Origin of the sequence: Streptomyces axinellae, from assembly GCF_039532135.1 — a bacterium.
In the GTDB taxonomy this organism is placed as follows: domain Bacteria; phylum Actinomycetota; class Actinomycetes; order Streptomycetales; family Streptomycetaceae; genus Streptomyces; species Streptomyces axinellae.
Map to the genome: position 1 here is coordinate 36020 of NZ_BAAARJ010000025.1, position 19657 is coordinate 55676.

18 protein-coding genes and 1 pseudogene are annotated in these 19657 nt (G+C 73.0%); 8 read left to right on the forward strand and 11 right to left on the reverse strand.

What is annotated here, in order from left to right:
- Positions 1-78 precede the first annotated feature (78 nt).
- Positions 79-549, reverse strand: coding sequence for a carboxymuconolactone decarboxylase family protein (locus tag ABD339_RS29570; protein ID WP_425576137.1), 471 nt, complete (start codon positions 547-549; stop codon positions 79-81).
- Positions 550-595: 46 nt separating this feature from the next.
- On the opposite strand from ABD339_RS29570, the gene ABD339_RS29575 reads away from it, so the two are divergent.
- Both ABD339_RS29575 and ABD339_RS29580 read left to right on the forward strand, forming a co-directional pair.
- Complete coding sequence (locus ABD339_RS29575; protein ID WP_344570214.1) at positions 596-2209, forward strand: aminotransferase-like domain-containing protein; 1614 nt, start codon at positions 596-598, stop codon at positions 2207-2209.
- Between the two features lie 107 nt (positions 2210-2316).
- Entirely contained in the window at positions 2317-3276 is a 960-nt protein-coding gene (locus ABD339_RS29580) for a D-2-hydroxyacid dehydrogenase family protein (RefSeq protein WP_344570215.1), read from the forward strand.
- A 379-nt stretch (positions 3277-3655) separates the two neighbouring features.
- On the opposite strand, the gene ABD339_RS29585 is transcribed toward ABD339_RS29580, so the two are convergent.
- The 5 genes from ABD339_RS29585 to ABD339_RS29605 form a co-directional block, all read right to left on the reverse strand.
- Positions 3656-3913: a hypothetical protein gene (locus ABD339_RS29585; protein WP_344570216.1), complete on the reverse strand. Its 258-nt coding sequence runs from the start codon at positions 3911-3913 to the stop codon at positions 3656-3658.
- A 508-nt stretch (positions 3914-4421) separates the two neighbouring features.
- Entirely contained in the window at positions 4422-4928 is a 507-nt protein-coding gene (locus ABD339_RS29590) for a glycine-rich domain-containing protein (RefSeq protein WP_344570217.1), read from the reverse strand.
- A 131-nt stretch (positions 4929-5059) separates the two neighbouring features.
- On the reverse strand, positions 5060-5620 hold the full coding sequence (locus tag ABD339_RS29595; RefSeq protein WP_344570218.1) for an SRPBCC family protein: 561 nt from the start codon (positions 5618-5620) through the stop codon (positions 5060-5062).
- Between the two features lie 60 nt (positions 5621-5680).
- Complete coding sequence (locus tag ABD339_RS29600; protein WP_344570219.1) at positions 5681-6298, reverse strand: TetR/AcrR family transcriptional regulator; 618 nt, start codon at positions 6296-6298, stop codon at positions 5681-5683.
- A 57-nt stretch (positions 6299-6355) separates the two neighbouring features.
- Positions 6356-7147: a helix-turn-helix domain-containing protein gene (locus ABD339_RS29605; RefSeq protein WP_344570220.1), complete on the reverse strand. Its 792-nt coding sequence runs from the start codon at positions 7145-7147 to the stop codon at positions 6356-6358.
- Between the two features lie 139 nt (positions 7148-7286).
- On the opposite strand from ABD339_RS29605, the gene ABD339_RS29610 reads away from it, so the two are divergent.
- On the forward strand, positions 7287-7622 hold the full coding sequence (locus tag ABD339_RS29610) for a hypothetical protein (RefSeq protein WP_344570221.1): 336 nt from the start codon (positions 7287-7289) through the stop codon (positions 7620-7622).
- 96 nt (positions 7623-7718) lie between these two features.
- Here the strand turns inward: ABD339_RS29610 and ABD339_RS29615 are convergent, their stop codons facing one another.
- Together ABD339_RS29615 and rocD are read right to left on the reverse strand one after the other, a co-directional pair.
- Complete coding sequence (locus ABD339_RS29615; RefSeq protein WP_344570222.1) at positions 7719-8417, reverse strand: hypothetical protein; 699 nt, start codon at positions 8415-8417, stop codon at positions 7719-7721.
- A gap of 323 nt (positions 8418-8740) precedes the next feature.
- Positions 8741-9979, reverse strand: a complete 1239-nt coding sequence (gene rocD, locus ABD339_RS29620; RefSeq protein WP_344570223.1) for an ornithine--oxo-acid transaminase — start codon at positions 9977-9979, stop codon at positions 8741-8743.
- 457 nt (positions 9980-10436) lie between these two features.
- Here rocD and trpS point away from each other — a divergent pair, with 457 nt between their 5' ends.
- The 3 genes and pseudogenes from trpS (at position 10437) to ABD339_RS29635 (ending at position 13560) form a co-directional block, all read left to right on the forward strand.
- Positions 10437-11450, forward strand: a complete 1014-nt coding sequence (gene trpS, locus ABD339_RS29625; RefSeq protein WP_344570224.1) for a tryptophan--tRNA ligase — start codon at positions 10437-10439, stop codon at positions 11448-11450.
- 142 nt (positions 11451-11592) lie between these two features.
- Positions 11593-12144: pseudogene (locus ABD339_RS29630) on the forward strand (2'-5' RNA ligase family protein); the annotation flags it as partial.
- Positions 12145-12585: 441 nt separating this feature from the next.
- Positions 12586-13560, forward strand: a complete 975-nt coding sequence (locus tag ABD339_RS29635; RefSeq protein WP_344570225.1) for a YihY/virulence factor BrkB family protein — start codon at positions 12586-12588, stop codon at positions 13558-13560.
- Here the strand turns inward: ABD339_RS29635 and ABD339_RS29640 are convergent.
- Positions 13469-14680: a D-alanyl-D-alanine carboxypeptidase family protein gene (locus ABD339_RS29640; RefSeq protein ID WP_344570226.1), complete on the reverse strand. Its 1212-nt coding sequence runs from the start codon at positions 14678-14680 to the stop codon at positions 13469-13471. The two genes, ABD339_RS29635 and ABD339_RS29640, sit on opposite strands and share 92 nt — an antisense overlap.
- Positions 14681-14999: 319 nt before the next feature.
- On the opposite strand from ABD339_RS29640, the gene ABD339_RS29645 reads away from it, so the two are divergent.
- Entirely contained in the window at positions 15000-15236 is a 237-nt protein-coding gene (locus tag ABD339_RS29645) for an SCO4848 family membrane protein (protein WP_425576138.1), read from the forward strand.
- A gap of 37 nt (positions 15237-15273) precedes the next feature.
- Complete coding sequence (locus ABD339_RS29650) at positions 15274-16752, forward strand: metallophosphoesterase (RefSeq protein ID WP_344570228.1); 1479 nt, start codon at positions 15274-15276, stop codon at positions 16750-16752.
- A gap of 102 nt (positions 16753-16854) precedes the next feature.
- Here ABD339_RS29650 and ABD339_RS29655 read toward each other — a convergent pair whose 3' ends face one another.
- Together ABD339_RS29655 and ABD339_RS29660 are read right to left on the reverse strand one after the other, a co-directional pair.
- Positions 16855-18141 (reverse strand): acyl-CoA thioesterase/BAAT N-terminal domain-containing protein, encoded by a 1287-nt coding sequence (locus tag ABD339_RS29655; RefSeq protein ID WP_344570229.1) that lies wholly within the window; start codon positions 18139-18141, stop codon positions 16855-16857.
- Positions 18142-18272: 131 nt separating this feature from the next.
- Positions 18273-19646, reverse strand: a complete 1374-nt coding sequence (locus ABD339_RS29660; RefSeq protein ID WP_344570230.1) for an MFS transporter — start codon at positions 19644-19646, stop codon at positions 18273-18275.
- Positions 19647-19657: the final 11 nt, after the last annotated feature.

The following is a 19657-nucleotide window of genomic DNA, read 5'->3' on the forward strand; positions in this document are numbered from 1 at the left end:
CGCCCGCCGCCTTCCCCCCCTTCCCCCCTTCCCCCCTTTCCCCTTCCCTCTTTCCCCGGCCCGGGGCCGGGACCGGTGTCAGCCGTTCCGCCGGTCGGCGAGGGTCTGGGGGACGGCGCGGGTGGTGACCGCGAAGCGGTTCCAGGCGTTGATGGCGGTGATCTGCGCGATGAGCGCGGCCAGTTCGTTCTCGTCGAAGTGCGTGGCGGCCCGCTGGTAGACCTCGTCGGGCACATGGCCGTCCGTCAGTACGGTGACCGCCTCGGTCAGCGCCAAGGCGGCCTGCTCCCGCTCGGTGAACAGGTCACCGGCCTCCTCCCACGCGACGATCAGGTCCAGCCTGAGCTGGTCCTCGCCGTTCTTGCGGGCGTCGGCCAGGTGCATGTCCAGGCAGTAGGCACACTTGTTGAGCTGCGAGGCGCGGATCTTCACCAGCTCCTGGACGACAGGGTCCAGTCCTTGCTCGGTGGCCGCCTTCTGGAAGGCGTACATGCCCTTGGCCACGGCGGGCGCGACCTTCCACATCTCCATGCGCGGTGTTGTCGTCATGCCCTCGACTCTAGAGCGCACTGGCGCACGGATATGGTCCATTTCCGTGTCACCTTCTTGGGCCAGCTCGGAGCCTTGGGCCGCTTTCGGCGCCGACCTCCACCTCGACCTCGGTACGGGGCGGGCGGGCGCGGGCGGGCGCGCGGCGTACGGGACGCGCACCGCGCTCATCGACGCCGTACGGGACGCCATCCGCACGGGCAGGCTCACACCCGGCACGCGCCTGCCCTCCTCCCGCTCCCTCGCCGCCGACCTCCAGCTGGCCCGCAACACCGTCGCCGGGGCCTACGCCGCACTCGTCGCCGAGGGGTGGCTGGCCGCGCGCCAGGGCTCGGGGACCCGGGTCGCACACCGCGCGCAGCCCGCACCGCCGCCGCGCGGTCCGCGCGCCGGGCCCCGTACACGCCCCCAACTGCCCGGCCAGGAGCGCTGGCGGCGGCGTCCCGTGCACGACCTGCGCACCGGCACGCCCGACGTGTCGGCCTTCCCGCGCTCCGCGTGGCTCGCCTCGGCACGCCGCGCGCTGACGGCGGCACCGGCCGACGCGTTCGCACACGGCGACCACCGGGGCACCCCCCAGCTGCGCCGCGCCCTGGCGGACTACCTCGCGCGGGCGCGCGGAGTGCGGGCCGACCCGGAGCGCATCGTGATCTGCGCGGGGTTCGCGCAGGGGCTCGCCCTGCTGGCGCGGGTACTGGACGGCGACGTGGCAGTCGAGGAGTACGGCCTCTCCTTCCACCGCGACCTGCTGGAGGCCCCCGGCGCCCGCACCCGCCCCCTCCCGCTCGACAGCCACGGCGCCCGCACCATCTGTCTGGACGCGCGCGGCCCGGGGGACAGTGCTGCGAGCGTCACCGGTTCGACCGGTGACGAATTCTCGGAGGCCACCGGGGGGCGGGCGGCCGGGGCGGACGCGTCCGGCGCAGGCTCCCCGTGCCGTCCCGCGGACGCGGACATCCGCGCCGTCCTGCTGACCCCCGGCCACCAGTACCCCACCGGCGTCCCGCTGCACCCCGACCGCAGGGCGGCCATCGTCACCTGGGCATCACGCACCGGCGGGCTCGTCCTGGAGGACGACTACGACGGCGAATTCCGCTACGACCGCCAGCCCGTCGGAGCCCTCCAGGGGCTCGACCCGGACCGGGTCGCCTACCTCGGCACCTCCAGCAAGGCCCTCGCCCCCGCGCTGCGGCTGGCCTGGATGGTGCTGCCCGACCACCTCGTGGACCCGGTGCTCGCGGCCAAGACGCCCGCCGAGTGGACGACCGGCGCCCTCGACCAGCTCACCCTCGCCGACTTCCTGGAACGCGGCGCCTACGACCGGCACGTCCGCGCGATGCGGACCCGCTACCGGAACCGCCGCGACCGGCTGGTCTCGACGCTGGCCGCACGCGTCCCGCGCGTACGGGCCACCGGCATCGCCGCCGGACTCCACGCCGTACTCGAACTCCCGCCCGATGCCCAGGAGGCAGCCGTACTCCGCGCCGCACACCGGCACGGCGTGGCCCTCGACCCCCTCAACAGCTTCCGCCACCCCCAGGCACCACCCCTGACCACCCCGCGCCCCGCACTGGTCGTCGGCTACGGCGCCCCGCCCGAACACGCGTATCCAGCGGCCCTGAACGCCCTGTGCGACGCACTCGCGGACGGCGGGGCGTGAACGGCTACGGTACGGGGCGGCGACGGACCGACCGGCGACCGACCGGCGACCGACCGGCGACCGACCGGCGACCGACCGGCGATCGGAAGACGAACGGAGACACCGAGATGACCCTGCGCTGCGCCGTCCTCGACGACTTCCAGTCCGTGGCGACCACGCTGGCCGACTGGTCCCCGCTCGCGGGCGAGGTGGAAGTCGTCAGCTTCGCCGAACACCCCGCCTCCGAGGACGAACTCGCCGCGCTGCTCGCCGACTTCGACATCGCCGTCACGCTCAGAGAGCGCCTGGCCTTCCCCGCCTCGCTCTTCGCCCGCCTGCCCAGGCTCAAGCTGCTGATCGCCTCCGGCATGCGCAACACGGTGATCGACTACGCCGCCGCCGAGGCGCACGGCGTGACCGTGTGCGGCACAGCCAGCACACAGACGCCGCCGGTCGAGCTGGCCTGGGCCCTGATCCTGGGACTGGCCCGGGGCCTCGTGACGGAGAACCGGGCGCTGCGCGCGGGCGGCCCTTGGCAGAGCACCGTCGGCACCGACCTCAACGGGCGCCGCCTCGGCCTGCTCGGACTCGGCAAGCTCGGCGGCCGGATGGCCCGTATCGCCCCCGCCTTCGGCATGCAGGTGCTGGCCTGGAGCCAGAACCTCACCCAGGAGCGCGCCGAGGAGGCCGGCGCCGAGCGCGCCGCCTCCCTGCGCGAACTGCTGGAGACCGCCGATTTCGTCTCCGTCCACCTCGCCCTCAGCGACCGCACCCGCGGCCTGCTCGGCGCGGACGAGCTGGCCGCGATGAAGCCGAGCGCATACCTGGTCAACACCTCCCGCGCCGCCATCGTCGATCAGGACGCCCTCCTGGCGGCCCTGCACGCGGGCACGATCGCGGGCGCCGCGGTCGATGTCTTCGACCAGGAACCCCTGCCCCCCGCCCACCCCTTCCGCACGGCCCCCCGCCTCCTGGCCACCCCGCACCTCGGCTACGTCACCGAGGACAACTACCGCACCTACTACACCCAGGCGGTGGAAAACATCCAAGCCTGGCTCCACACCACCCCCACCCGCCGCCTCCCCTGACCCTCCCCGCGAACCGGCCGAGCGCCGCCGAGCGGCTGGGCATCGCGCGCCGGATGGAGGACCTCGCCCGGCAGGCCGAGGCCACGGACGATTACGGAGACGGCGCCGGCCCTGGCCGGGGAGCCGGCCCGGCTTCAGCGGGCCGCCGGGGAAGAAGCCAACTTCGCGTGACCTGGCGGACGCCGGGGTCGATGTCACGGGTGTGGTCACGCGCTCGGCCGCGGCAGCGGCGGTGTACGCCGCGTCGTCCCTTGGCCCCGGCGCCGACAACGGCGCCCCCGGCTCCGGGAGAGGAGTCGGGGGCGCCGTTGTGTGGTCCGGTGCCGCCGGGCCGGCGGGGCGGGCTCGCTTCCGTCGGGCCGGGGCGGTCAGGCCCTCATCAGCCGTGCGGCGGCGGGTCGATCGAGTCGATGCGGAGCGTGTAGGAGCCGTCATCGTTGGGGCCGAGGCACGAGAAGTCGCCGACGCCCTCCCACGAGTTGCCGTCCGCCTCGCACGCGGCCTTGGTGGGCTCCTTGTACGTGTCACCCACCATGTACTGGCCGGGGTCGGGCAGAGCCTGGGCGGCTCCGACGCCCAGGCCGGAGAAGGCGAGGAGACCGGCACCGACAATCGCGGCGCGCTTGAACTTGCGCATTCTGCTGCTCCCTTGCTTTCGTGCGTGGCGAATACCCGAAAGTGTCCGCCGTATTCCGCGGGCGGGAATGTGGGCCCGTTCCGCCGCACCGGTGGTCGCGGCCGGCTGACAAGCGGAAAGACCAGGGGACAATACCCGCACCGCTTCTTCCGCGACCGAATATGTCACCGCGGAAAAAGCCGTGGTCTGCGTCGAGGATCGGCTCGAACGCGTCTTCGCAGCCAAGCACGCGGGCGGCGGCCCGGCCAAATTACTCCGGGGATTTGTTACAGGGCGCTGACAAGTGGCGGGAGTTGGGCGCCGGGGAATGCTGACTTGTGGGGGGATGCCTGATTCCACGTAATTATCCAGAAGAGTTGATCGCGCTGCGCGGTTACGGGAGGTAATGCCGCCCGCATCCGCACCACCGCGGGCGCGCGAGCGCGCCACCGCACCACCGCACAAACGGGACGGGGCGGCGGCCCCCCTGCACGCCGCCGCCCCGCCGCCCCCGGCGACCCCGGAGGGGTCAGTCGCCGCCGCCCCCTCCGCAGGAGGACCCGCACGAGGAGCTACAGGACGACGTGGTGCAGCCACCGCCCGAACAGGAACTACGGCGGCGGCACTTGCCGCCCGCCGGTACCAGGTCCCCCTTCGGGGGAGCCCACAGTTCCTTGTCGGCGCTGAGGCCGGCCTCTTCGATCAGGGCCACGGTCCCCAGGTGCGCGTCCGGGTCGGCGTGAGCGGCGTCGTCGGCGTCGGGCGCATCGGGGTAGTGGTGTACGAACTGACCGAGCCGCGCGCACAGTCGGGCGTAGACCGCCGTGTGCAGGATCAGCGCGTGCCAGCCCTCGTCCACCAGGGGTGAGGGCCTGACGGTCGCTGTGGGGAACGTCGCGGCGGTCACGACGAACCTCAGGGCTTCGTCCACGACCCGCCGGGCCGTAGGCTCGTCCATGCCGGGGTTGTTGTCCATGACCGTTGCGACGACTCCCCTGGCCGCGTCAGGAGTGAGCAAGCCGCGTACATCTTCCATGTGCGGGTCTTCCTTCCTGGTGTGCTGTTACTGGCGCCCGCCTCGGCCGTTCGACCTGCCAGGATTGATCCGGCCGTGGCGGGAGTCTTCTCGGGGCCCGGCGCCCGGGGCCACTGCCCGCGCGGCCCCGGTCAGCGCCCGGCGCCCGCCGACGCCTCCAGATACCCCTTCAGCCGGCCCAGCGTGGCGGCGATGTGCGCGCTGTTGGCGCCGACGCGGTCGTGGACCCCGGTGAGGGTGACGGCCGCCGGGATGAACCACAGCGGTACGCGCAGCCAGTTGGTCTCGGTCACGGTGCAGCCGTGGGCGGCCGGCTCGATGTCGTACTGCCAGCGGGAGATGGGGATGCCCAGCGGCGCCGTCACCTCGAAGGCGAAGCGGCGGCCCGGTTCGGCGTCGGTGACGCGGCAGGTGGTGGACCAGCGGCGCGGGCCGTTGCGGTTGTGGCCGCGGAAGCGGGCGCCCACGGTGGCGGCGGTGGCCCCGCCCAGCCAGCGGGCACGCTGGACCTCTTCGGCCAGGCGCGCCATGACGGCCGGATCGCTCACGACGCGGTACGCGTCGGCGGGAGTCGCCTCGACGGCCACGGTTCCGGTGGCCGCCGGATCCGGAAACCGGGGCACACGGGGTGCGCGGGGCACACGGGGTGCCCCGGGTGCGCGGAACGTACGCGGCGCACGCGGTACGGGCATCGGGCCTCCTCGGCTGATGTAATCAATGATTACATCAGCCGAGGAAAGAGGGTCAAGAGGTCAACGCCCCGAGGAATCACGCGCGTTGGCGATACCGGCGCCGAAGGTCTCCAGGACCTGCGCGGCCAGCTCCTCCGCCTTCTCCGGCGGCAGATACCCGTCGAGGATCATCTGGGAGAGCCCGTAGACCACGACCTGCCCCGCCAGCCCCACCGCCGCCGGATCACCCGGCCGCAGCACACCGGACTCCTGGTCGGCGACGATGACATCCGTCAGCCCCTGCTCGATGTCCGAGAGCCGCTGGTGCAGTTCGGTGGGCCGACTGCGGCTGAAGACCCGGCTCTTGACCAGCTCGAAGCGGTGCGGGTGACGGATCGCGAACCGTACGAAGCCCAGCCCCAGCGCGTACATCAACGAGCCCTCGACGTCCGTGAGCTGCCCGGTCTGCCACTCCTCGAACTCGGCGAGTACGCGGTCGGCGACCGCCGTCATCAGCGCCTGCCGGTCCGCGAAGTGCCGGAACGGCGCCCCCGGCGACACCCCGGCCCGGCGCGCGACCTCCCGTACGGTCACCCGCTCCATCCCGCGCTCGTCCAACAGCTCGATCGCCGCCTCCACCAGAGCGGCGGGGAGGTCCCCATGGTGATACCCGGCCCGTTCCGTGGCCTTGCGCGTCATGCCCACAGTGCTACCACGCGCACGGCGGTGCGCCGTGCGCGTGATGGTGGGCTTCGCTCACCGGGGCGGGTTGCTGTAGCGCTCCAGCGCCGCCTTGCCTGTTGAGCCGTCCAGGAAGACCAGCTCCCACGGCCCGGTGTTCACGTCGAAGTCCTTGCCGAACCCGAGCCACTTGCCGGTCATCCTGCGCCCCGTGGGTTCGACCAGCAGCTGTACGGCGCCGTGGTAGCGGGCCCCGGCGTAGTAGCCGTCCGGGGCCGTCCGTTCTGTCCAGGTGCCGGTGACCACGTTTCCCTCGACGCTCAGGTCGAGAGCGAGCGGCGAGTCCGGATTGGCCGAGGCACCGGGCAGGGACTGGCCGGTGAGCCGGTTCCCGTGCTGGACGAGCACCAGGTGGTGGGCCCCGGTGAACGTGCTGTCGCGCCCCGAGCTGAAGTACTCGTAGCGGCTCAGCCAGACGCCTCCGTACCGCTGCGGGGGCCGGCCCGCCGCAGCGGCATGCGCTGCACCGACGCCCGGCAGCGGGGCGCCGACGCCGTCGGGGCCGGGCTCCAGGTCGTGTCCGCCCCGGCCGTCATCCCGTATGTGCACCCCGGGCATGGGCAGAGCGAACCCGAGCGCCTCCACCGGATGCCCGGTGACCCGCTCCAGGGCTCGCGCGTACACCTGCCTCGGTGTGCGGCTGACCCCGGCCTCCCAGCGCTGGACCAGCCGCTTGCTGGCGTCGTTCGGCTCCCCGGCCTCGTCGCCGGCCTTCCGTAGCTCCTTGGCGAAGTCGTCCTGGCTGAGCCGCAGTCCGATGCGCACGGCGCGCAGCGTGTTGTTGGGGACGGGTTGCGCTGTCGTCATGACTCCCACGCTAGACGTGAGCACCCGTCAATGACACCGGTTTGACGTCCTGCGTGGTGTCTCTCGGACACCTTCTGTGTCGTCGCGCGCGGCCCGCACTGGGTTCCACGATGGTGGCTCCGGCGAGAAGGAGCACGATGTGACCCATGTGACCACCGGCACGAACACGTATCAGCGCAGCGACATGCGGCTGCTGCCATGGACGTCCGACACGGGAAAACCCTGCTACGTGCCGCTGTGCGCGGAGGGCGGCGGTGGTCCCGTCTCGGCGATCGCGGACACCGTCGAGGCGTGCCAAGTGGCGGACGGATGGGATGTATTGGCGGAGGCCGAGGACGTTCTGGCGAACCCGGCCGCCGGGCCGCTCGCGCTGCGGCTCACGCTGGGCACGGCCGTGCGCGCGTTCGGGAGCGTCATCCGCGTCGCCGAGAGCAGGGGGCAACGGCTCGGGCTGCTCGACCCCGATGGCGCGTAGCCGGTCACCACCCGGATGACCCCCGGCCCGCGGCCCCGGTTCGGCGCGCGCTCGTCGCGTCCGAGGCCACCGGCCTGTGTCCTCCCTCGGGGGGCGTCAGCTCCTGCCGCTGCTCCTGCCGCTGCTCCTGCTCCTGCTCCTGCTCGTCGAGTTCCAGGGCCCCTGCCACTCAAGGGAGGGCCGGCTGGAGGGGCCGGCCGCCGCCGTCTGCGTTGATGCCCGGGCCGCGCCGGTGGGAGACGTCGAACGGATGGCGGCGGCGATGTGCTTGACGGCGTCGGGCACCGGAAGGGCGTAAGCGGAGGACTGCGCGCCGAGGGAGCTCTGCGGTGTGATCGCGCCCGCACGCTCCAGTAGGGACGGTTCATCCGGATACCGGGCGCGTACCGCTTCCAGCAGATTCGCCCGTCGCGTCCCGGAGATCCTTCGCACCGCTTTCATCTGCTCTGCCAGAACGCTGGGGGCCCTCAGCTTTCCCATTCGTTCCCATACCTGTGCCCACTCATCCCGGTACGCCTGCCTCGCTCCATTCTCCCGTTCGAATGCCTGCTGTCCCCTTTCCTCATGCTTCTGCCACAGGCGGTCCCACTCCTCCGGGCTGTTGTTGCTCTTGTTCGCCCGTATCCTTTCCCCCTCCTTCCGCCACTCGCGCAACTCCTTCCACGCGGTGTCAAGTCCGGCGTTGGACTTACGTAGTTGGTGGTTCACGACCTTGCGGGCGCCCCGGTTTTTGATCCCCGAGAGGAACCACGCCACTTCACCGGCTGCTTCACTTATGGGGTCTCGGTCCGGCATGTGCTCTCCTCCTGATCGGGAACAGAAGACAGTCCCGACGGCGGAAGCCGGGCGAGGGTCCTGCCTCCCCGCCCGGAACTGTCGAGCGGGACAACGGAACCGGACCGGAGGGAGTTCACTCGCCCCGGTCGCGCGCACAAGTCGCCGCCGGGGGGCGGGGACCGGCCCGCCGGGTCTGTGCGGTCACAGCCCGACCGGGCGGCGGGCCGAAGTCGATGGAAGCGGAAGGTCGCGTTCGTTGCGTTCCCAGCGGCATCGGGGACGGCCGGGCCTCCCAGAGGTTCCCCCTGGAAGGCCGAGGCCGAGGCCGAGGCCGGGACGGGTCAGCCGCGGGTCAGGGAATCCCGGAGCTGGGTCAGACCCCAGTCGAGGTCCTCCTTGGTGATCACCAGCGGCGGGGCGATCCGGATCGTCGAGCCGTGGGTGTCCTTGACCAGGACGCCGCGCGCCATCAGGGACTCGGAGATCTCCCGGCCGGTGCCCAGTGCCGGGTCGATGTCCACACCGGCCCACAGGCCCCGCCCGCGCACCTCGCGCACCGCGCCGGACGGCAGCAGGCCCAGCTCGTGGTGGAGGTGGGTGCCCAGCTCGCGGGCCCGCCGCTGGTATTCGCCGCTCTCCAGCATGTCGATGACCTCCAGCGCGACGGCGCAGGCCAGCGGATTGCCGCCGAAGGTGGAGCCGTGCTCGCCGGGGCGGTAGACGCCGAGCACCTCGCGTGAGGAGACGACGGCGGAGACCGGCACCACGCCGCCGCCCAGCGCCTTGCCCAGCACGTACATGTCGGGCACGACACCCTCGTGCTCGCAGGCGAAGGTCTCACCGGTGCGGCCCAGGCCGGACTGGATCTCGTCGGCGATGAACAGCACCCCGCGCTCCCGGGTCAGCTCCCGCACGCCCGCCAGGTAGCCGTCCGGCGGCACCAGGACACCGGCCTCGCCCTGGATCGGCTCCAGCAGCACCGCGACAGTGGTCTCGTCCACCGCCTCCGCCAGCGCCGCGAGATCGCCGTACGGCACGATTTCGAAGCCGGGGGTGTAGGGGCCGAAGTCGGCGCGGGCCTCCTCGTCGGTGGAGAAGCTGATGATCGTGGTCGTACGGCCGTGGAAGTTGCCGGCCGCGACGACGATCTTGGCGCGGCCTTCCGGTACGCCCTTGACCTGGTAGCCCCACTTGCGGGCCGTCTTGACGGCGGTCTCCACCGCCTCGGCGCCGGTGTTCATCGGCAGGACCATCTCCATGCCGCACAGCGCCGCCAGCCGGGTGGCGAACTCGGCGAAGCGGTCGTGGTGGAAGGCCCGAGAGGTCAGCGTGACCCGGTCGAGCTGCGCCTTGGCGGCCTCGATCAGGCGCGGGTTGCGGTGTCCGAAGTTCAGCGCCGAGTAACCGGCCAGCATGTCGAGGTAGCGGCGTCCCTCGGCGTCGGTCACCCACGCGCCCTCGGCGGAGGCGACGACGACGGGCAGCGGGTGGTAGTTGTGCGCGCTGTGCGCGTCCGCGGCGGCGATCAGCTCATCCGAAGCGCGCGCGGCGCCTGCCGCGGGGGCGGTCGAGGTGGACATCACGGTGTCTCCGTTTCCTCTTGCATACCGGCGTGCCTGCCCTGTTGGGGCGGCACATTTCTATCGTCCGCTGTCCGATGTATGCAGAAAATAAGCGCCGGAGGCGGCAGTGCGGCCCCGCCGTGCCCGCCCCCCCCACTCGCCCTCGCACGGGCCCTCCCGGCGGACCCCGTCGAACCCGCGCAAGCCCCTCCGCCCGAGCCCCGCCGACCCCGCCCCGCACCCGGTCGGCACCCGGTCGGCACCGCTTCGCCGAGCCGCGTACGGCGCTTCGCCGAGCCGCCTACGCCGTGCCGTACGGCTGTCGTGCGGTACCCCGCGCCCCGGCGCGGGCCCCGCGTGATCCGCACGGGCCCCGGCGGCCCCCGCGTCCTCCCCGCGCGGCCCGCGCGCCCGTGCGGCAGCTCACCCGGAATCGGGTCTCAGGCGGCTGGGGGGACCTGAGACAATAAGGTTCATGGCCAACGATCGTCTTCGCGTGCTGTCCGGGATCCAGCCCACCGCCGGTTCGTTCCACCTCGGCAACTACCTCGGCGCGGTACGCCAGTGGGTGGCGCTCCAGGAGACGCACGACGCCTTCTACATGGTCGTCGACCTGCACGCGATCACGATCCCCAAGGACCCGGCGGAGCTGCGGGACAACTCCCGGATGGCCGCGGCGCAGCTGCTCGCCGCGGGCCTCGACCCCGAGCGCTGCACGGTCTTCCTCCAGAGCCATGTGCCCGAGCACACCCAGCTGAGCTGGGTCGTGGAGTGCCTCACCGGCTTCGGCGAGGCCGCGCGCATGACGCAGTTCAAGGACAAGTCGGCCAAGCAGGGCACCGACCAGACCACGGTCGGCCTGTTCACCTACCCGGCGCTGATGGTCGCCGACATCCTCGTCTACCAGGCCCACCAGGTCCCCGTCGGCGAGGATCAGCGCCAGCACCTGGAGCTGACGCGCAACATCGCGGAGCGCTTCAACAGCCGCTACGGCGACACCTTCCCGGTCCCCGATCCGTACATCCTCAAGGAGACCGCGAAGATCTACGACCTCCAGGACCCGACGGTCAAGATGAGCAAGTCGGCCTCCACGCCGAAGGGCATCATCGAGCTGCTGGACGAGCCGAAGACGACCGCCAAGAAGATCAAGAGCGCGGTCACCGACACGGACACCGTCATCCGCTTCGACGCCGACAAGAAGCCCGGCGTCAGCAACCTGTTGACGATCTACGCCACGCTCACCGGCACCGGAATCACGGAACTGGAAGAGAAGTACGCGGGCAAGGGCTACGGTGCGCTCAAGACCGATCTCGCCGAGATCGTCACCGACTGGGTGACGCCCTTCCGCTCCCGTACGCAGGAGTATCTGGCCGACCCCGCCGCCTTGGACACGATCCTGATCAAGGGTGCGGAGAAGGCCAGGACCCTCGCGTCCGAGACGCTGAAGACGGTCTACGACAAGGTGGGCTTCGTACCCGGGCCGCGCTGAGCACCGGCCGGACCGGACGGGGCAGCAGCAGACGGCGCACACGCAGCACACAGGCAGCAGGACCGGCAGAGCACAGCAGAGTAGAGCAGAGCAGCGAAGCAGCGGCAGAGCAGCGGTCAGCAGGCGCGGGAAGGGAGAGCACATGGGCACCGGAGCGGTCGTCACCCTCGGCGTATCGCTCGCCGTCCCGGAGCCGTACGGCACACTGCTCCAGGACCGGCGGGTCTCCTTCGGCGACACGGCCGCCCATGGCATCCCCACCCACATCACGCTGCTGCCCCCCACCGAGGTCCCCGCCCACGCGCGCCCCGCGATCGAGGCCCATCTGGCGCGGGTCGCGCGCGGCGGGCGCTCCTTCCCGGTACGGCTGTCGGGCACCGGCACCTTCCGGCCGCTCTCGCCCGTGGTGTTCGTACGGGTCGCGGAGGGCGGCTCGGCCTGCTCCTGGCTCCAGGAGCGGGTGCGCGGCGCCGAGGGACCGCTGGTGCGCGAGTTGCAGTTCCCGTACCACCCGCATGTGACGGTCGCCCACGGCATCGACGAGTCCGCGATGGACCGGGCCTTCGCCGAACTGGCGGACTTCGAGTGCGCGTGGACCGCCTCGGGCTTCGCGCTCTACGAACAGGGCGAGGACGCGGTGTGGCGGCTGCGCCGGGAGTTCTCCTTCGCGGACGTGGACAGTGGCACTGGCACTGGCGTGGACGTGGCCGCGGACGCTGACGTGCGGATGGACGGGGGTGCGGACGTGGCCGCCGGTGCGGGCGCCCCGGTGACCGCTGTGGTCCCGAGCAGCGCCATGGCCCCCTGCGCCCCCGTGGCCCCCGGCCTCCCCACCGCCGCCGGCACCCCCGCGGCCGCCGGCACCCCCGCGGCCTCCGGCATTCCCGTCCCCGGAGCCGCCGCCCCGCCGGACGCCGCGCCCGCGGGCCCTGCCACCGCCTCGGGTGCCGCGACGTCCTCGGATGCCGCCTCGGCGCCCGTCCCGTTCGCCCTGCCCGCCGCCTGCCGCCCCCCGGCGCAGCGCCGCCCCGTCTCCCGGCCGCCCGCCACGCTGTAGGGCCCCTCACGGCCCGGGGCGCCGCCACGCCGTAGGGTCGCGGGGGCTGGGAAGGCGGCGTCGGGGCAGGTGGCACACATGGACAGACTGGCCAGGCTGCCGCTTGTCGGGCCGTGGATCGCGTGGTTCTTCACCACGCGCCTGTGGCGCGTCTACACACACCTCGACGAGCGCAAGTGGTCCCGGCCGATGGCCGCCATCACCTACTCCAGCTTCCTCGCGCTGTTCCCGATGCTCGCCGTGGGCGCCGCCATCGGCGCCACGCTGCTGACACCCGATCAGATGAGAAAGCTCCAGCACACGCTGGCCCAGCAGGTCCCGGGCATCGCCGACCAGCTCGACATCCGGTCACTGGTGGACCACGCGGGTGCGGTCGGGGGCATCGCCGGTGCCGCGCTGCTGCTCACCGGGGCGAACTGGGTGGGGACGCTGCGCGAGAGCCTGCGCTCGATGTGGGACCTGGAGGAGGACCCGGGCAATTTCCTCCTCCGCCGCGGCACCGACCTGGCCATCCTGCTCGGCCTGGGCCTCCTCGGGATGATCTCCTTCGGCGGCTCGGCCTTCGCGATCACCGCCGTCACCTGGGTCGCGGAGCGGATCGGGCTCGCCGAGGGCGGCGTGGGCACGGTGCTGCTGCGCGGCGCCGGCTACGCGGCGGGACTGTGCGCCGACTTCGTCCTGCTCTGGTACGTCCTCACGCTCCTGCCGCGCGTACGGCCCCCGCACCGGGCCACGCTCGCCGCCTGCCTCCAGGGCGCCGTCGGCTTCGAACTGCTGAAGCTGCTGCTCGGCGGCTACCTCCAGCGGGTAGCCGCCAAGAACATCTACGGCGCCTTCGGTGTGCCCATCGCCCTGCTGCTGTGGATCAGCTTCATGACCCGGCTGCTGCTCTACTGCGCCGCCTGGACGGCCACGGCCCCGCCCCCCGGCGAGGACCCGGACGCACAGCCGGTCAAGGACCTCATCGACGGCGACGCCGCCCCACCGGAACCGGCCAGCGACGATGCACCGCGTACGCCACCAGAGCCAGGAGCACCAGGGCACCGGCAGTGATGCCGAGGGCGACCCCGATCCCGCCGGAGGGTTTGTCGGCGTGCCCGGCGGCCTTCGCGTCGGAGGCGCCGCCCGCCTGGCCCTTGCCGTGTGCGGCGCCGCCCTCCGGGCTGCCCGGGGCGACCAGCTTGCCCACCGGGGCGACCTTGCCGTCCGCGGCGAAGCCCCAGTCCAGCAGCTCGGCCGTCTCCTTGTAGACGCCGTGCGGGACTGTCGCCTCCGGGTGCATGACGGTGACGAGCAGGACGCGGTTGCCGCGCTGGGCGACGCCCGTGAAGGTGTTGCCCGCGTTGGTCGTCGAACCGTTCTTGACCCCGGCGATGCCCGGGTAGGGGTCGATGCCGACGTCGCCGGTCAGCAGACGGTTGGTGTTCTGGATCTGGAAGCTCTCCCGCTTGCCCTTCTTGCCGGTCGCGCCGGGGAAGTCCGCGGTGGCCGTGGCGGCGTACTTGCGGAAGTCCTCCTTCTGCATCCCGGAGCGGGCGAACAGCGACAGGTCGTAGGCGGAGGAGACCTGGCCCTTGTGGTCGTAGCCGTCCGGGCTGACCACCTGGGTGTCGTCGGCGTGCAGGGCGCGCGCGTGCTCGTTCATCTCCGTCACGGTCCTGGGCTTGCCGCCGTTCATGGCCGCCAGCACGTGGACCGCGTCGTTGCCCGAGCGCAGGAAGACGCCGAGCCACAGGTCGCGCACGGTGTACTTCTCGCCCGCCTGGACGCCGACCAGGCTGCTGCCCTCGCCCATGCCCGCCATGTCGGAGGCCAGGACCTTGTGGGTGCGGGTCTTGGGCAGCTTGGGCAGCACTGTGTCGGCGAAGAGCATCTTCAGTGTGCTGGCGGGCGGCAGCCGCCAGTGCGCGTTGTGCGAGGCCAGCACGTCCCCCGACTCGGCGTCGGAGACGATCCAGGAGCGCGCCGTCAGCTTCGGGGGCAGCTTGGGCGCCCCCGCCTTCAGGCTGACCTGCGTACCGGGGCGGCCGAGTTGTGATCCGCCGACCGTGGACATCTGGGCGGGCGGCCGGGGCTCATTGGCCTTGCCGCTGGGGTTCTTGTCGTCGGCCTGCGCGCTGGGGGCACCCAGCAGCGGGAGTGCGAGGGAGGCGCAGGCGAGGCCGGCAAGCATGCGGGCCCGGCGCGGAGCCCGGAACCGGTCTGAATAATGCGAAGAATTGGGCACCCTGCGAACGTACAGGCCCATCCACGGGATGTGGCACCTGAGGCCCTCCACTTGGGGGCTTCACAAGGGCCTGACGGGGGAACCGTTGGTTCCTCTTGGGGAACCACCGCCCGCCACCGACTCCCCCCGGGTCCGCCGCACGTCGCCCGGAAGCCCCGCCTCCTGTCTGTGCGGGCGCCCGGACCATACTGAAGGCATGCAAGACACCACAGAGGGCCCCGCCGAGACCACCCCCGATACGGCGCCCGGCCGTCCCAGGGGCCTCGTGCTGTCGCGGCCTGTGTCCTGGTTCCTCCTGGCTTTCGGCGTCTGGTCCTGGTTCGTCTGGATCACGTTTGTCAAAAATCTCTGGAAAGACAGCAGCGGGCTGGCGTTCGACGATGCCGGAGATCCGACGGGTTATTTTTGGATCCATCTGCTGCTGGCCATCACCTCGTTCCTGCTGGGATCGGCGATCGGTCTGATCGGCATCAGGGGGCTGCGGGCGTCCCGGCGGAACTGACCGCCGGCCGCGAAGAGCGAGGGGGAGGAACCCTTTCATGGGGGTTGTGCTGTTCATAGCCGTCGCGGTGATCGCGCTCGGCGTGCTGGCGGGCTCGCACCTGTACATGTGGCGCCGCTTCGTGCGCGACGTGTCCCGGCCCCGGAGCCGGTGGCGCCGCCTGGGCACGGCGCTCGCCGTACTGCTGCCCGCCACCACCTTCGCGACACTGCTGACCAGCCGCTCCGGCGCGCCCTTCGCCCTCCAGCAGGCGCTGGCATGGCCCGGATACCTGTGGCTGGCCTGCGTCCTCTACCTGACCCTGGCCCTGCTGGCCGCCGAGCTGATCCGCTTCGTGCTGCGGTGCACGGCGTGGGGCCGGCCGCGGGCGGCATCCCGGCGCGGCCCCGCCCCGGCCCCGGCCCTTTCGGCGGCGCGGTCAGGGAGCCCGGCGAAGCCCGCGCGTACGGAACCGAAGCCGGAGGCGAAGCCGAAGCCGGAGCCGGAAGCGGAACCGGAGCCGGAAGCGGTGGGCGCATCCGCCGCCCCGGCCGGTGAGACCCCCGCGACAGCCGCCGGGAGCGCCGTACCGGCGGGGGAGCCCGCACCGGCCGGCGGCGGAGCCGTCACCGCGCCGGCGCCCCCGGCGCCCGCATCAGCAGCCCCGTCCGCCGGAGAGGCGTCCCGCACCACCCCGCCCGGCCGTCCCGCCCCCAGCCGCCGGGTCTTCCTCGCGCGCACGCTGGCCACCGCCGCCGGAGCCGCCGGGCTGGGCACCACCGCCGCCGGGGCCTACAGCGTGCTGAACGGGCCCACCCTCAAGAACATCACCGTGCCGCTGGCCAAGCTGGGCCGCCGTGCGCACGGATACCGCATCGCGGTCGTCAGCGACATCCACCTCGGCCCGATCCTCGGCAAGGCCCACACCCAGCGCATCGTGGACACCATCAACCGCGCCCAGCCCGACCTCGTCACCATCGTCGGCGACCTGGTGGACGGCAGCGTCGCCGACCTCGGCCCGGCCGCCGAACCGCTACGGCAGCTGCGCTCCCGGCACGGCGCGTACTTCGTCACCGGCAACCACGAGTACTTCGGGAACGCGGACGAATGGGTCGCGCACCTGCGCGAGCTGAACGTGCACCCGCTGGAGAACGCGCGCCGCGAGCTGCCCGGCTTCGACCTCGCCGGGGTCAACGACATCGCGGGCGAGGAGCAGGGCGAGGGCCCCGACTACCGCAAGGCGCTCGGCGACCGCGACACCTCCCGGGCCGCCGTCCTGATGGCGCATCAGCCCGTGATGATCCACGAGGCCGTCGACCACGACGTGGACCTCCAGCTCTCCGGCCACACCCACGGCGGCCAGCTGTGGCCGGGCCCCTATCTCGCCGAGCTGGCCAACCCGACCGTCGCCGGTCTGGAGCGCTACGGCGACACCCAGCTCTACGTCACCCGCGGCGCGGGGGCCTGGGGCCCGCCGGTACGCGTGGGCGCCGAATCCGACGTCACCCTCGTCCACCTGGCCAGCAAGCAGAGCTGAGGCGCTGCGCGCGGCCGACTCGGACACAGTGGGCACTCCCGCGCCCCCACTCGCCGCCCCCGCGCCCCCCATTCCCCCTTCCGGCGGCCCGCTCCCGGAGGGCTACCGTTCGAGCAGCTTCCGGACCTCGGGCCAGGAGTCGGCGCGGGCCGCCTGGTCGGCCTTGGCGGTCGCGGACACCGCGCCGTTGCGGCCACCCTCCTCGCCGGGCTGGCCGAGGGGGAACCAGTTCACGTGGTGGCCCGCGTCCGGATACACCAGCTTCTTCGCGCCGCGTGCCGCCATGTCCCGCGCGGAGGCCGCCGAGCCCCACATCTTGTCGTTGCCGCCCGCCACCGCCAGGACCGTGCCGCGCACGTGGTTCAGCGGGATCGGGCCGGTCGGGATGGGTTTGCCGTGGTCGGCCCAGGCGACCGTGCCGCCGCGGTAGGGGCCGTTGACCTTGGACGACGGCGCGTACGCCACCACGTTCCGGAAGACCGACGGGCGGCGCTGGCCCAGGAGTTGGGCCGCCTCGCTGCCGCGCGAGTTGCCCAGCACCGTCAGCCGGGACGGATCGGCGCCGTCCTGCGCGCGCAGGATGCGGCCCGCGTGGGTGAAGTAGTCCAGGTCGATCATGTCGATGGCGTTCGGGCGGCCCGAACCGGACCCGCAGCGGAAGTAGCAGACCGACATCGCCGGATGCCCGTGCGAGGCGAGCAGCGCCGCCGTGTAGGTGCCCGCGTTGCCGCCCTCGGAGCCGCCGAACACCAGCACGGGTGCCTTCTCGCGGCCGGAACCGGAACCGGAACCGGAGCCGGAAGCGGAACCCTTCGCGGGGAGGTAGAGGTCGCCGGCCACCTTGTCCTTTTTGACGGTCAGCTCGCGGTGCGTGGTGCCCTTGGTGAGCCACTCGCGGGTGAGGGTACGGGCCGCCAGCCGCCTGCCCTTGTACTTTCCGCTGAGCGCGGTGGCGGTGAGCCGCACCTTGTAGGAGCGCTGGGTGCCGGGCGGGCCCGGGTGGTACGAGAACGTGGTGCCCGAACCGCGCAGCTTCGCCGCGGCCCCGCCGGTCGGCCGCAGCCCGGACAGCAGTCCCGCCGTGTCCTTCGTCAGATCGACCCGGCCCCCGCGGTCCGCCGTACGCGTCAGCTCCGCCGTCCAGGGGTGCCCGCCCCGGTCGGTGGCCCGCGCCTCGACGACCACGCGCGTGCGGGAGCCCAGCCCGGACAGTCTGGCCCCGACGTGCTCGTCCGCGGGTGCGGTGGTGGGTTCCGCCGTCAGCCGCGCCCCGTGTTTCGCCACGGGCTTCGACCCGCCGTCGTCCTTGCCGCCGTCGGCACAGCCGCTCATCGCGAGCGCCGCCACGATCCCCACGGCCGTGGCCCGCGCCATTCCCCAACGTCCCATCCCCGCACGATACGACCCGCCCGTCCGTGACCTCGAAGCCCGGGGCGATGGTGCGCCAGGCACGGGGCATGCACGCGACAGGCACGGGACGGGCGCGGTCCCGGCCCTGGCGCGCCGACCGCCGCGCCTGCTCAGGCCCCGGCCCCCGCCTCCTCGCCGGCCCCCGCCTCCTTCCCGAGGCCGGGCTCCTTCCCGGGTCCGGGCTCAGGCTCGCGGCCCCGGCCGGGGCTGGGCTCGGACTCGGGCTCGGAATCCGACCCGGGTCCGGGGGCCGGTTCCGCCGCGGGCGGTCGCTCGAAGCGGCGAACGGGCCCGATCAGCGCCGCGGCCAGCCCGGCGGCGGCCACCAGCAGCGCGGCGGCCCCCAGGGGCACGGCGGGGGACCATGCCTGGGCGGCGAGCGGGGCCAGGGCGTAGCCCAGCGGCATGGCGCCCAGCGACAGGAGCCAGTCGTAGGAGGTGACCCGGGCCAGCGCGGTGGCGGGCACCGCGTCCTGCACGGTCGTCTGCCACACGGGGTTGAGGAAGCCGAGCCCCGCCATCGCCACCCCCTGGGCGGCGATCGCGTACCCCGCGCCGGGCGCCGCCGCGAACGCCGCCAGCGGCAGCGCGAACCCCACACACAGCAGGTTCGCGACCAGCACCGGCCGCCGGGGACGCACCCGCGAGGCCGCCAGGTTGCCGACCAGGAGGCCGACCGCGCCCGCCTGGGCGACGGCCACCCACACACCCTCGCCGCCCAACTCCCGCACGGCGACCCCGGGTCCGAGCACGAGCAGCACACTGACGCACAGGTTGCTGACGGCGTGCGCGAGCAGGCTGGGCCAGTACCAGGCGCGGCTGCGCACCTGCGACCAGCCTTCGGCCAGGTCGGCGCGGAACGAGCGCCGGGGCAGCGGCACATGGCCGACCCGCACCAGCGCCAGCAGCGCCGCGCTGGCCGCGAAGGTGGCCGCGTCCAGCAGGAAGGCCCAGCCCGGCCCGGCGGCGTAGACGAGGACACCGGCCAGCGCGGGCCCCGCGAGCCGGCTCGCGCTCTCCGCCGTGGCCATCAGCGCGTTGGCGCGCTGCCGCCCCGCGGCCGGGACGGTGCCGGCGACCAGCGGGAACAGGCAGGGCATGGCGAACGCGGACGCCGCGCCGCCCACCACTTCGGCGAGGCAGATCAGCGTCAGCGACGGTGCGCCGCCCAGCAGTTGGAGCCCGGCGGACAACTGGGCCGCGCACCGCACCACATCGGTGCTCAGCGCGACCGTACGGGCCCGGAACCGGTCGGCGATCACCCCGCCGACCGGCAGGAGCAGCAGCTTGGGCACCATCGCGCAGCCGAGGACGAGCGCGAGCGCCGAAGTGGAGCCCGTCGCCCGCAGCACGGCCAGCGCCAGCGCGGCGGGCAAGGCGGCGTCGCCGACGAGGGAGAAGGCGCGCCCCGCGAACAGCAGCCGGAAGTCACGCCGGCGCAGCGGATGGTGGCGGGAGAGCCGCTGCCCTGAGGGATGGGCCATGCACGTGACCG